The sequence below is a fragment of the Falsibacillus albus genome (assembly GCF_003668575.1).
Classification (GTDB): Bacteria; Bacillota; Bacilli; order Bacillales; family DSM-25281; genus Falsibacillus; species Falsibacillus albus.
In genome coordinates this window covers 40,267-53,947 of the sequence record NZ_RCVZ01000022.1, presented here as the reverse complement: position 1 = coordinate 53,947, position 13,681 = coordinate 40,267, and the positions used below count along the sequence as shown (strand labels likewise).

Genomic DNA, 13,681 nt, shown 5'->3' with positions numbered 1-13,681 from the left:
GCGGTGAATTATTGAAGTAAATGAAAATAAAAATGGCTGTCGAGAGTTTCTCGACAGCCTGAGAGAGGACTTTCCTCTCTTTTTTTTATGTGCTGTTCTCATGTTTCCACTGAGAATTATCTGACATTTGTCTGATTTTTTTCAGAGGCTGAGGTTTTGCTTTCATCTTCCTGGAAAATCATATATGATAGAACCTAGAGATATTGTCGAAACGTGACTTTAAATCCTTTTTATACATTCTATTGTTTACAATTTGTAGACATGGAGGGGTTAAATGGACCGAAAAGAATGGTATTTAGAATATGAAATCCAGAAGAATCGTCCAGGACTATTGGGGGATGTTTCTTCATTGTTAGGAATGCTATCCATAAACATTGTAACGATCAACGGTGTTGACGAAGGACGCCGAGGACTTCTCCTCCTTGCACAAAGCGAACAGCAGATCCAGCGTCTTGAATCGATCCTTCGAACAATGGATATGATTAAAATAACGAAGCTGCGTGAACCTAAGCTTCGCGACAGGCTTGCCGTCCGGCATGGAAGATACATACAGAGAGATGCCGATGATAAGAAAACATTCCGGTTTATCCGCGATGAACTAGGACTGCTCGTCGACTTTATGGCCGAGCTTTTTAAACAGGAAGGCCATAAGCTCATCGGGATAAGGGGAATGCCGCGGGTCGGGAAAACGGAATCGGTTGTGGCTTCCAGTGTCTGTGCAAACAAGAAATGGCTGTTCGTTTCCTCAACGCTGCTGAAACAAACGATCCGAAGCCAACTCATCCAGGACGAATACAGCTCTGAAAATATTTTTATATTAGATGGGATTGTATCGACAAAAAGGGCAAATGAAAAACATTGGCAGCTAGTGAGGGAAATCATGAGGCTGCCAGCTGTCAAGGTCATTGAACACCCTGATATTTTTGTGCAAAATTCAGAGTATTCAATGGAGGATTTTGATTATATTATTGAACTGCGCAATGATCCAGATGAAGAAATTACATATGAAATGGTGCAAAAGAATAACCTTTTCCAGGAATCTGATTTTGGAGGATTTGATTTTTAATATTGGAAGGTGTTTTTGGTGACAGAATTAGGAAATAAATTAAAGGAAGCAAGAGAAGCCAATGGTTTTAGCTTGGATGATTTGCAAACACTCACAAAGATCCAGAAAAGATATTTGATTGGTATCGAAGAGGGCAATTATGAGATGATGCCAGGCAAATTTTATGTGCGTGCATTCATTAAACAATATGCTGAAGCGGTTGGCCTTCAGCCTGATGCGTTATTTGAGGAATATAAAGGTGATATACCGGATATATATAGTCAAGATCTGCCGCAGCACATTTCAAGGGTGCAGACTCATAAAGCGGTGTCATCATCTTCTTCGAAGTTGTTGGATGCTCTGCCGAAGTTATTGGCCGGCGTATTTGTTGTGGCTGTGATAGCCCTTGCCTGGATCCTGGTCCAACATAATATGAGCGGGGACGGAAGCAATCAGGCATCTGATAATCCAAAACAAGTAAAGTCTGATGTCAATAGTGATGTCGAAAAGCAGGCTGACCAACAGACAGAAGGAAGCAAAGATAAGAATAATGGTAAAGGTCAAGGTTCTGACAAAAAAGATGATTCAAAAAATGATCAAGCCGACAAGCCTGTTGCTGACAAGCCTGAACAAAAGGTTTCCGTGGTCGATTCTGCAGGTACAAATACAACGTATAAAGTAGAAAATGCAGCCAAATTCCAATTGAAGCTTGCCGCCACTTCTACCGGTAAAACATGGGTGAGTGTAAAGAATGGTGGAGGCCAATTGATCTTTCAAGGACTGCTGAGCAATGGAGCCAGCAAGGATTTAGATCTTACCCAAGAAAAGGCTGTTACCATTCGCATTGGCGATACTACTTCTACTGAGATGTTCGTAAACGACCAAAAAGTAGAGTTCGCCATTCCGCCTAGCGAAAGAACGACACAAAATGTTACGTATCAATATACACCAGGTGAACAGCAGCCATCTTAACAACGGCTGCATTTAGTCTGCATGAGCAAGAAATGAATGGAAGTTAGGAAACGGTCTAGGAGGCTGTCTCATAGGTGCCAGGCTCTTCCGATTTTGCAGGAGGGTCTGGCCTTTTTCCTTGCTTCTATTTTTTAGATGAGATGGAGGATTTATCGTGAACTTACCTAATAAAATAACCATATCAAGAATTTTTTTAATACCAATATTCCTTATTGTGATGCTCGTACCCTTTTCATGGGGCGGCATCGACCTGCTTGGGACCCATATGCCTGTCACTCATTTAGTCGGCGGTTTGATTTTCATCCTCGCTTCCACGACTGATTGGATCGACGGCTATTACGCGAGAAAGTTGAATATGGTCACAAACCTGGGGAAATTCCTGGATCCTTTGGCTGACAAACTTCTCGTTTCTGCAGCCTTGATTGTACTAGTGGAAATGGGGATGTCACCATCGTGGATAGTCATTGTCATCATCAGCCGTGAATTCGCCGTCACGGGACTTCGGCTGGTACTGGCAGGGGAAGGGGAAGTGGTTGCTGCAAATATGCTTGGTAAAGTCAAAACATGGGCGCAGATTGTTGCCATCTCGGCATTGCTGCTCCACAATATCATTTTTGAAGCCATCAACCTACCATTCGATATGATTGCCCTTTGGGTCGCTTTGATATTTACCGTTTGGTCAGGATGGGACTATTTTTACAAGAACCGCCAAGCTTTTGTGAACTCCAAATAAAGGAGAGGTAAATTTGAACGCTGAAATTATCGCTGTGGGCTCTGAGCTGCTGCTCGGCCAAATTGTAAACACAAATGCAAAATTTATATCCGCTGTTTTAGCGGATATAGGGATCAATGTTTATTACCACACCGTCGTAGGTGATAATCCTTTGCGTTTGAAGGAATGCATGGAGATAGCTGAGTCAAGGTCAGACCTGATCATTTTTACAGGAGGGCTCGGCCCGACAAAAGACGATTTGACGAAGGAAACAATTGCAAAACATATCGGAGCTGCTCTTGTTTCTGATGAAGATGCCCTTCGATCCATTGAAGACTATTTTAAAAAAGTGGATCGGCCCATGACTGAAAACAATAAGAAACAGGCGTTGGTCCTAAAGGGGGCAGTGGTATTGCCAAACGATCACGGTATGGCGCCCGGCATGTATTTGAAGTCTGACAAGAATGCCTATATGCTGCTCCCTGGCCCCCCCAAGGAAATGGAGCCGATGTTCAGCAATTATGGCAGGGATGTCCTTCTCGATGCGCTCGAAATCCATGAGAAAATCGAATCCAGGGTCCTTCGTTTCTTCGGTATAGGTGAAGCACAATTGGAAACGGATATTATCGACCTCATTGATTCTCAATCGAATCCAACCATTGCCCCATTGGCAACGGATGGAGAAGTCACGCTTAGATTGACAGCGAAGGACCCTTCAGCTGAAAAGGCAAAGAGCCTCCTTGATGATGTAGAAATGAAGATCATGGAGAAAGTCGGAAAATTCTTTTACGGCTATGACGATACATCTCTGATTGTAGAATTATTCAAGAAGCTTCAGGAAAAGAAACTTACGATAGCCTGTGCAGAGAGTCTGACGGGAGGGATGTTCCAATCCGATCTGACTTCCATTTCAGGAGCAAGTGCCATATTCAATGGGGGAATCGTCTGCTACTCGAATGATGTCAAAGTGCATCACGTCGGTGTGAAGCAGGAAACCCTTGATGACGCTGGAGCCGTGAGCGAGCAATGTGCAGTGGAACTTGCTGAAGGCATACGAAATAAATTTGCATCAGAAATAGGCATCAGCTTTACTGGAGCTGCCGGCCCTGAGGCGTTGGAAGGACATCCTCCCGGAACAGTCTTGGTTGGGATCAGTCTGCCGAACAGGGAAGCAAAAGCGTTTAAATTGATGATTCCCGGAAGCAGGAACAACGTCCGCGCACGAGCGGTCAAATACGGCTGTCATATCTTATTGAACGAATTGCAATAGTTCCCATAGGGGCCAATCCAATGTGTGGTGCGGCCTCTTTTATTTTGTTTGTTTTTTTTCCATTTCAATGTAATACATCACGGTTAATGGTAGCGGAAGATAGCGAGACCCTGGAATGGGTCTGCGGGAGCTGTGAAACCCGGCAGCGTAGCGAGTAGGCACACTGCCCGCTAGCAATAAACTTTATGGAAAGGGCACTTCTTTACCTTGTAAAAATCAGACATTGAGCATTAATTGATTAATCGGGAACAACTTTATGCCAAAATTTATTTAACAGAAGCAACTAACATAGAAAATCCAATTTTCCATGATGGAAAAAAAGCGAATGAATGTTCGTTTTTTTGCTTGTCAAAGTAATCGAAAACGGTTATAGTAAAAGTAGGTTAATTGAGAAAAATCGTTATCTAGTAATTTAAAATAACTAGTTACATACAATAAAGGAGGAAATCTAGTGAGTGATCGTCAAGCAGCCTTGGATATGGCGTTGAAACAAATAGAAAAACAGTTCGGTAAAGGTTCTATCATGAAATTGGGAGAGCAGACAGATCGTAAAATTTCTACTGCTCCAAGTGGTTCCCTCGCCCTGGATGTAGCATTAGGTGTAGGAGGATATCCGCGCGGAAGAATTATTGAAATCTATGGGCCTGAAAGCTCCGGTAAAACAACGGTTGCCCTGCATGCAATTGCTGAAGTACAAGCAAACGGTGGACAGGCAGCATTTATCGATGCAGAGCATGCCCTTGACCCAGTCTATGCTCAAAAGCTTGGAGTCAACATAGATGAATTATTGCTTTCCCAGCCGGATACTGGAGAGCAGGCGCTTGAGATTGCAGAAGCGCTGGTTCGAAGCGGTGCCGTTGACATTTTGGTCATTGACTCCGTGGCGGCATTGGTGCCAAAAGCAGAAATCGAAGGTGAAATGGGAGATTCCCATGTTGGATTGCAAGCAAGGTTGATGTCCCAAGCACTTCGCAAGCTGTCAGGTGCCATCAACAAATCTAAAACCATTGCCATTTTCATCAACCAAATTCGTGAAAAAGTCGGGGTTATGTTCGGAAATCCTGAAACAACCCCTGGTGGACGTGCGCTTAAGTTCTATTCTTCCGTTCGTTTGGAAGTGCGCCGCGCTGAAACATTGAAACAAGGAAATGATATGGTTGGAAACAAAACAAGGGTAAAAGTAGTGAAAAACAAAGTAGCACCTCCATTCCGTACTGCAGAAGTCGATATTATGTACGGGGAAGGGATTTCACAAGAAGGTGAGATCATTGACATGGGAGCGGACTTGGATATTGTTCAAAAGAGCGGATCTTGGTATTCCTATAATGAAGAACGCTTAGGACAAGGTCGTGAGAATGCCAAGCAATTCTTAAAAGAAAACCCTGAAATCCGTCTTGAAATTAAAGGGAAAATTCGTGATCACTACAACTTAGATGGTGAAAAAATTGCCCCTGAGGATGACGGACAAGAAGAGTTCTCACTATTAGAAGATTGATTAGTCTAAAAGAGGCTGGGACAAAAGTGTTTTAGTCGAAGAAAACCCGAGCTATCATCCGAGATCTTTCATTAGATTTCGGATTAGTTCGGGTTTTTTATGTAAAAACATGTTTCTTGTTTTTAACTTCATCTAGGTGCTGATTTGAGGGCTCACGGCCCGCCCCTCGGAAAGCGAGCATCCTGCAGGGGAAATCAACTTTACACAAACTTTGTTCAATAACAACAAACTTTCGAAAAGAGCATTACAACTGAATGAAGATCCATGAGCATTTATTTCTCCCAAGCCTTGACAATAATTTTTGACAGCTTTAGAATTAAATATGTATATTTTTAAAATTTTCGAATGAAAAATTTGAAAGCCTAGCGCTGTATGTTGAAACATTTGTAACAATGTATCAGCCGACATTTTTAAAATGATGAAAAAAGTTCATAGCAAGAGGAGGTGAAAAAGATGGAACCCATTACAATCATCTCCATTTTGCTTGGCCTAATCGTTGGTGTAGTTGTTGGCTATTTTATCCGAAAATCCATTGCTGAAGCAAGAATAACAGGGGCGAAAAATGCTGCAGAGCAAATTGTAGAAGACGCGAAGCGCGAGGCAGAATCGTTAAAGAAAGAAGCCCTGTTGGAAGCAAAGGATGAGAATCACAAACTTCGTACTGAAACTGAACAAGAGCTTCGTGAACGAAGAAATGAATTGCAAAAGCAAGAGAATCGTTTATTGCAAAGAGAAGAGAACCTTGATCGAAAAGATGATACTCTCAATAAAAGAGAATTGACACTTGAAAAGAAAGAGGCGTCTCTAAACCAAAGACAACAACATATTGAAGAGATGGAAAGCAAAGTGGACGAGATGGTACGATCACAACAAGCTGAGCTTGAGCGTATCTCGAGTCTGACTCGTGACGAAGCGAAAGCTATCATCCTCGATCATGTTGAGAGTGAATTGGCACATGATATTGCGATCATGGTAAAGGAAAGTGAGAACAGAGCGAAAGAAGATGCAGACAAGAAGGCGAAAGAAATACTTTCTCTAGCAATTCAGCGTTGCGCTGCAGAACATGTGGCAGAGACAACAGTATCTGTGGTAACCCTACCAAACGACGAAATGAAAGGTAGAATCATTGGTCGTGAAGGTCGTAATATTCGCACACTTGAAACATTGACAGGAATTGATTTGATCATTGATGATACGCCGGAAGCGGTAATATTATCAGGCTTTGATCCGATACGTCGCGAAACGGCTCGAATTGCCCTTGAGAAATTAGTTCAGGACGGACGCATACATCCGGCTCGCATTGAAGAAATGGTAGATAAGTCAAGACGTGAAGTGGATGAATATATCCGTGAAATTGGTGAACAAACAACATTTGAAGTTGGTGTTCACGGGCTCCATCCGGATTTAATCAAGATTTTGGGACGATTGAAATATCGTACAAGCTACGGCCAAAACGTCCTCAAGCACTCTATGGAAGTCGCATTCCTATCTGGATTGCTTGCAGCGGAACTTGGTGAAGATGAGACGCTTGCCCGTCGTGCAGGATTGCTGCACGATATCGGAAAAGCGGTCGACCATGAAGTGGAAGGAAGCCACGTTGAAATCGGCGTAGAGTTGGCAACGAAGTACAAGGAACATCCGGTTGTCATCAATTCCATTGCATCCCACCATGGCGACACAGAACCAACGTCCATCATTGCTGTACTTGTGGCAGCCGCGGATGCTTTATCTGCAGCACGTCCTGGTGCTAGAAGTGAAACGCTTGAAAACTATATACGCCGTTTAGAAAAGCTCGAAGAAATTTCAGAGTCATATGAAGGCGTTGAAAAATCATTTGCGATTCAAGCTGGTCGTGAAGTCCGCATCATGGTAAGGCCAGAAGCGATTGACGACTTAGAGGCGCATCGTTTGGCAAGAGACATCAGGAAACGCATCGAGGAGGAACTTGATTATCCTGGTCATATAAAAGTAACTGTCATTCGTGAAACAAGAGCAGTTGAATATGCGAAATAAAGCGGTGATTTTCACCGCTTTATTTTTTTCTGTCAAATGAAGGAAGTTTGTTATTGACCTGGAAGAATGCCAATCCTAAGGAAAGCGAGCAACCTTTCGCAAAAATCAACATATCTCAATCTGGGTTAATTGCAACAAACATTACGAAAATAACCTATCAAAGCAATTTTATTCACAAGATTACAAAATACCTCCTTGTGTTACAATAGATTCGAGTAGAAACTACATAAAGAAAGGGCTAATTCATGAGATTATTATTTGTTGGGGATGTTGTAGGCTCCCCTGGTCGTGACATGATAAAAGAATACTTACCAAGATTAAAGGATAAATATCGTCCGCAATTCACCATTGTGAATGGCGAAAATGCTGCCGGCGGTAAGGGGATCACAGAGAAAATCTATCGCGAGCTCCTGGATTGTGGCGCCAATATCGTCACTTTGGGAAATCATGCGTGGGACAATCGAGAAGTTTTTGAATTCATTGAAGATGCCAAGTATCTTGCCCGCCCGGGTAATTTTCCAAAAGGCACACCGGGTACAGGTCTTGTTTTTTCGAAAATCAATGACCTGGAGATCGCAGTGATCAATTTACAAGGAAGAACATTCATGGCTGCGATTGACTGTCCATTCCAAAAAGCCGATGAACTTATTGAAGAAGCCAAGAAACGGACAAATGTCATCTTTGTCGATTTTCATGCAGAAACAACAAGTGAGAAGCAAGCGATGGGCTGGTATCTTGATGGACGGGTGGCCGCAGTCATTGGGACGCATACCCATGTCCAGACCGCAGATAACCGGATCCTGCCGAATGGGACCGCTTATTTATCCGATGTCGGGATGACAGGTCCTTATGATGAGATATTGGGGATGGGCAAAGAAGCAGTCTTGAAAAGGTTCATGACAAGTCTTCCAGTCCGCTTTGAAGTACCGAAGACTGGGAGAACACAGCTAAGCGGCTGCTTCATCGACATTGATGCAAAGTCAGGAAATGCGAAAAACATTCAACGGATGCTTATTAATGATGATCATCCATTTCTTATGGATTAATGGTGACAATCGCCTCTGATCAAGCCGATTCCGCATTTCTTGGGTCAAGCTGGAATAGTTTCCTCTTTCCGTGAATATAGTAGCAATGGAATCATTTATACTCAGTCTGTTCGATATTTGATTGAACATTCGATATGGGGAAATGACAAGGAGGAACTAAGGAATGGAAATATTAAAAGTTTCAGCAAAATCTAATCCTAATTCTGTAGCAGGGGCGTTAGCCGGTGTTCTTCGTGAAAGAGGTGCGGCAGAGATCCAGGCCATTGGAGCAGGAGCGTTGAATCAAGCAGTGAAGGCGGTTGCGATTGCACGAGGATTTGTCGCCCCAAGTGGAGTGGATTTAATTTGTATCCCTGCTTTTACAGACATCCAAATTGACGGAGAAGAGCGTACGGCTATCAAGCTGATTGTGGAACCAAGATAGTTGTATCCTTCTGAAACGATAGGAAAGGCCTGTTTGCAGAAGGAGCAAGCAGGCTCTTTTTCTTTAGATCTATTCGGAAGGCTCTTTTCACAAACTTTGTTGCTTTAGCTAATAAAGTAGGATTGTTCAAGCAAAGTTTCATTTTCAAAATAGCGTATATAGGAAGAAAAGAACTGGAAAACTTTAGTTTCAACGAACAAAATAGCTATTTTTACGTTAAAATCGACATTAGGATTTTAACAACATACTTACGAAAACATCCATTCGTAAAGTTGCTGCTATATTTCAAAAGTTGAGCAAAGTTGATTTCCAGGGCAGGATGCTCGCTTTCCGAGAGGCGGGGGAGCCTTTTCGGCTTCGCCTGAGGGGGGCTCACCTGCCGCTACCATCAACATCAAACGATGAATGATTTACAAGGAAATCATTAAAAACAATTTTCTTTGGGAATACAGCCTTTTCTTTAAAAATCTTTAGATCGATTCAGTCCACGGATATGGACGTTTGCACCATCTTCAAAGAAATTGAACATTTTGTTGGCCGAAAACAGTGCTTTTAGCTTTAAGAAAGGATGAAGGACTTGCAAATATTTGATGCACACTGTGATGTACTGTCTCAAATGCTGAAACATCCATATTATTCATTCCAGTCGGGCTCTTCCTTGCACGTTACATATGATCAGTTAATGGAGACAGGCAGTAAAGTCCAGTGCTTTGCCATCTTTATTTCTCCGAGCATCCACCCGTTGATGAAATTTCAATCTGCGCTGGAAATGATCGATATTTTTCATGAAAAAATATTAAAGCAAAATCCGAGTATGAGACTTGTCTCAAGTAGATCGGATATCAGATCTTTGAAGGAGGGGGAAATTGGGGCTGTTCTGACTTTAGAAGGATGTGAAGCGATTGAAAACGATATCGTCAAGCTGAATACTTTATATCGATTGGGAGTAAGGTCTGTCGGGCTGACCTGGAATCATGCCAACTGTGCGGCTGATGGTGCCCTTGAGCCAAGGGGATCCGGTCTTTCTTTGTTCGGTAAAGAAATTGTGAAGAGGCTTAATGATCTTCAGATCTGGACGGACGTCTCCCATCTTTCCGAAAAAGGGTTCTGGGATGTCATTCAGCTTGCGGAGAACCCAGTCGCTTCACATTCGAATAGCTATACGCTTTGCCCACATCCAAGAAATTTAAATGATCATCAAATCAAGGCGCTGATCAATGAAGATAGCGTGATGGGGGTGACATTCGTCCCGGATTTTTTGGCAAAAGATGGTCAAGCAGGCATTCCCGATGTCATACGCCATGTTGAATATATATGTTCACTCGGCGGTGTTGACCACGTCGGGTTTGGATCGGATTTTGACGGGATTGACCGGACGGTTGCAGGACTCTCGAGTTTTAGGGACTATGATTCACTGATTAATCAATTGTTGAAGATGTATTCGGAAGATCAAGTAAAAGGGTTTCTATTTGAAAATTTTGCAGCCCGTTTTCCTGAATAAAGTCGCGAAAGGTCCAATTTCAATTCCTAGTGATTTAATCTGAAAAGTGATAAACTGAAAAAGTATGAAAATTGTGCAGGACTGATTTGAAAATTTGAAGGGGTGTTATATAGATGATTCAACAACTTTCCTGGAAAGTTGGCGGGCAGCAAGGTGAAGGAATCGAAAGTACGGGTGAAATTTTCTCCATTGCGCTTAACCGCTTAGGCTATTACTTATATGGATATCGCCATTTCTCCTCAAGAATCAAAGGAGGACATACAAATAATAAAATACGTGTCAGCACTAAGCAGGTAAGGGCGGTAGCAGACGATCTTGATATTCTTGTCGCATTCGACCAAGAAACGATCGATGTCAATTATAAGGAACTGCATGACAAAGGAATCATCATTGCAGATTCCAAATTCAAACCTGAGAATCCTGAAGATTCAAAGGCAGCCCTATACTCAGTTGCATTCACCGAAATGGCTTCAGACCTGGGGACATCCTTGATGAAGAACATGGTGGCAGTCGGAGCAACCTGTGCAGTATTAAATTTGGATATAGACCTATTCGAAGAAGTAGTCGAAGAGATTTTTGGACGTAAAGGTGAAACAGTCGTCAAGAAGAATATGGAGGCCATTAAGGCGGGCTATGACTTTATGAAAAACGAGCTCGGCGAGCAGGTCGGCTCCATGGAGCTTGAAAAAGCGGACGGCCAAAAGCGCATGTTCATGATCGGAAATGATGCCATTGCACTTGGTGCTTTATCTGCGGGAGTTCGGTTAATGGCGGCTTATCCTATTACGCCGGCTTCGGAAATCATGGAATACTTAATTAAAAAGCTCCCTGCCGTTGGCGGAACAGTCATACAAACGGAGGACGAGATAGCTGCAGCAACGATGTCGATCGGGGCAAACTATGGCGGAGTAAGGGCATTCACTGCCTCTGCCGGTCCTGGGCTGTCATTAATGATGGAAGCTATTGGCCTTTCCGGCATGACGGAAACGCCGCTGGTTGTTGTGGATACACAGCGTGGAGGTCCATCGACCGGCCTTCCTACGAAACAGGAGCAATCTGACTTGATGGCGATGATATATGGGACTCACGGTGAAATTCCTAAAATCGTCATTGCGCCAAGTACAGTGCAAGAAGCATTCTACGATACAGTGGAAGCTTTCAATCTGGCAGAGGAATACCAGTGTCCGGTCATCGTGTTATCCGATCTCCAGCTTTCCCTTGGCAAACAGACGGTCGAACCGCTTGACTTCAGCAAAGTGGAAATCAGGAGAGGGAAATTGATTAAGGATGAATCCAAATTGGATGAACTTGATTCAAAAACATACTTTAAACGATATGAAGTAACAGATGATGGAGTTTCTCCGCGCGTCATACCTGGAATGAAAAACGGCATTCATCATGTGACAGGTGTGGAGCACGATGAAACAGGAAAGCCTTCAGAAGCAGCGACGAACCGTAAATCACAAATGGATAAAAGAATGCGCAAGCTTGAAAACATTCCATTTGCAAATCCGGTTCATACAAATGCACCGCATGAACAAGCCGATTTATTGTTGATTGGATTCAACTCTACACGTGGGGTCATCGAAGAGGCAATGGGACGTCTTGAAGCCGACGGAATCAAAGTGAATCATGCACATATCCGTTTGATTCATCCATTTCCAACAAATGAATTATTACCATTGATTGAATCAGCGAAAAATGTGGCAGTGGTGGAGAATAATGCGACTGGCCAATTAGGGAAAATCATCAAGATGAATGTCGGCCATGGCAATAAAATCAATAATATTGTCAAGTATGATGGGAATCCATTCTTACCGCATGAAATCCACACTGAATGCAAGGAGTTGTTCTAAATGGCTACATTCAAAGACTTTCGAAATAATGTAAAACCAAATTGGTGCCCTGGCTGTGGAGACTTCTCTGTTCAAGCAGCGATTCAAAGGGCGGCAGCAAACGTCGGACTGGAGCCAGAGCAGATGGCTGTCGTATCGGGCATCGGTTGTTCCGGGCGGATTTCCGGCTACATCCATTCCTATGGCCTGCACGGGATCCATGGGCGTGCACTCCCGATTGCCCAAGGCTTGAAAATGGCCAACAAAGATTTGACTGTCATTGCATCAGGAGGAGACGGAGATGGATTTGCGATCGGTATGGGCCATACCATTCATGCCATCCGCCGCAACATTGATGTAACCTATATCGTCATGGATAATCAAATTTATGGACTGACAAAGGGACAGACTTCCCCAAGGTCTGCGGCTGGTTTTAAAACGAAATCAACGCCAGAAGGTGCAATTGAACATGCATTGGCACCGATGGAAATGGCGTTGTCGGCTGGAGCGACATTTGTTGCTCAAAGCTTTTCATCGGACTTGAAGGAACTGACTTCATTGATCGAGCAGGGCATAAACCATAAGGGCTTCTCGATCATCAATGTATTCAGTCCTTGCGTCACGTATAATAAAGTGAATACGTATGACTGGTTTAAAGAAAATTTGACAAAGCTCAGTGATGTAGAAGGATACGATTTTACCAATCGTGAGAAAGCAATGAGTACGCTCATGAAGCATGATGGTCTTGTGACAGGGTTGATTTATCAAAATCAAGAACAGCCATCGTATCAAGAGCTTGTTTCCGGATACAGCGATGATGCCTTATCAAATGCCAACCTTCAGCTGGAAGAAGAGCAATTCAATAAGCTTCTGAAGGAGTTCATGTAATAGAGGTTTTTCCAACCAAGATAAAACAAGGCTGCCTCGAAGGGTCATGAAGATGATCTTTTTTGAGGCAGCCTTTCTTTGGCTTTTTTCAAAAGGTTGTATCTAAAAGATTTTCTTGTAAATCATTCATCATTTAATGATGATTGGATCGGCAGGTGCGAAACTACGTAGGCTCACCGCACGCCCCTCGGAAAACGAGCCTCATGACTTGGAAATCAACCATACTCAACATATGATCTCTCAAAGCATCAAATATTGTGAAACAGCATTATCTTAAATAATTAATATTTTTCCCAATGGGAAATTGGCAAAAATGTAAACACGTTCTAATTTAATTGTTTATTCATAAAAAAAGCCTTATACTAAAGTAATGTGTGTGAAAGCTTGTTTTTTTGCAATAAAGCTTTTTATAATGGTACTAAGACGAATCTAATTCAATGAAAGTACATATACGTTTTGTCTTGATGGAAAGGAGTTTTA

General features: G+C 42.8%; 11 protein-coding genes. All 11 read left to right on the top strand.

Annotation, left to right across the window (positions count from 1 at the left end):
* Nucleotides 1–274: 274 nt before the first annotated feature.
* The 11 genes from D9X91_RS20845 (at nucleotide 275) to D9X91_RS20795 (ending at nucleotide 13,201) form a co-directional block, all read left to right on the top strand.
* Entirely contained in the window at nucleotides 275–1,066 is a 792-nt protein-coding gene (locus tag D9X91_RS20845; RefSeq protein ID WP_121682584.1) for a DUF3388 domain-containing protein, read from the top strand.
* Between the two features lie 18 nt (nucleotides 1,067–1,084).
* Complete coding sequence (locus tag D9X91_RS20840) at nucleotides 1,085–2,017, top strand: helix-turn-helix domain-containing protein (protein ID WP_121682590.1); 933 nt, start codon at nucleotides 1,085–1,087, stop codon at nucleotides 2,015–2,017.
* 154 nt (nucleotides 2,018–2,171) lie between these two features.
* The gene (gene pgsA / locus D9X91_RS20835; RefSeq protein ID WP_121682583.1) at nucleotides 2,172–2,750 is read left to right on the top strand and encodes a CDP-diacylglycerol--glycerol-3-phosphate 3-phosphatidyltransferase; all 579 of its coding nucleotides are present in this window, start codon (nucleotides 2,172–2,174) and stop codon (nucleotides 2,748–2,750) included.
* Nucleotides 2,751–2,763: 13 nt separating this feature from the next.
* A complete protein-coding gene (locus D9X91_RS20830; protein ID WP_121682582.1) occupies nucleotides 2,764–3,999 on the top strand; it encodes a competence/damage-inducible protein A in 1,236 nt (411 codons plus the stop codon).
* A 451-nt stretch (nucleotides 4,000–4,450) separates the two neighbouring features.
* Nucleotides 4,451–5,494, top strand: coding sequence for a recombinase RecA (recA, locus tag D9X91_RS20825; protein WP_121682581.1), 1,044 nt, complete (start codon nucleotides 4,451–4,453; stop codon nucleotides 5,492–5,494).
* 453 nt (nucleotides 5,495–5,947) lie between these two features.
* Complete coding sequence (rny, locus tag D9X91_RS20820) at nucleotides 5,948–7,507, top strand: ribonuclease Y (protein WP_121682580.1); 1,560 nt, start codon at nucleotides 5,948–5,950, stop codon at nucleotides 7,505–7,507.
* A 245-nt stretch (nucleotides 7,508–7,752) separates the two neighbouring features.
* Nucleotides 7,753–8,553, top strand: coding sequence for a TIGR00282 family metallophosphoesterase (locus D9X91_RS20815; protein WP_121682579.1), 801 nt, complete (start codon nucleotides 7,753–7,755; stop codon nucleotides 8,551–8,553).
* Nucleotides 8,554–8,716: 163 nt separating this feature from the next.
* On the top strand, nucleotides 8,717–8,977 hold the full coding sequence (gene spoVS / locus D9X91_RS20810) for a stage V sporulation protein SpoVS (protein WP_003181955.1): 261 nt from the start codon (nucleotides 8,717–8,719) through the stop codon (nucleotides 8,975–8,977).
* A gap of 577 nt (nucleotides 8,978–9,554) precedes the next feature.
* Entirely contained in the window at nucleotides 9,555–10,478 is a 924-nt protein-coding gene (locus D9X91_RS20805) for a dipeptidase (protein ID WP_121682578.1), read from the top strand.
* Nucleotides 10,479–10,591: 113 nt separating this feature from the next.
* Complete coding sequence (locus tag D9X91_RS20800; RefSeq protein ID WP_121682577.1) at nucleotides 10,592–12,334, top strand: 2-oxoacid:acceptor oxidoreductase subunit alpha; 1,743 nt, start codon at nucleotides 10,592–10,594, stop codon at nucleotides 12,332–12,334.
* Nucleotides 12,335–13,201 (top strand): 2-oxoacid:ferredoxin oxidoreductase subunit beta, encoded by an 867-nt coding sequence (locus D9X91_RS20795; RefSeq protein WP_121682576.1) that lies wholly within the window; start codon nucleotides 12,335–12,337, stop codon nucleotides 13,199–13,201.
* The last annotated feature ends 480 nt before the right edge of the window (nucleotides 13,202–13,681 follow it).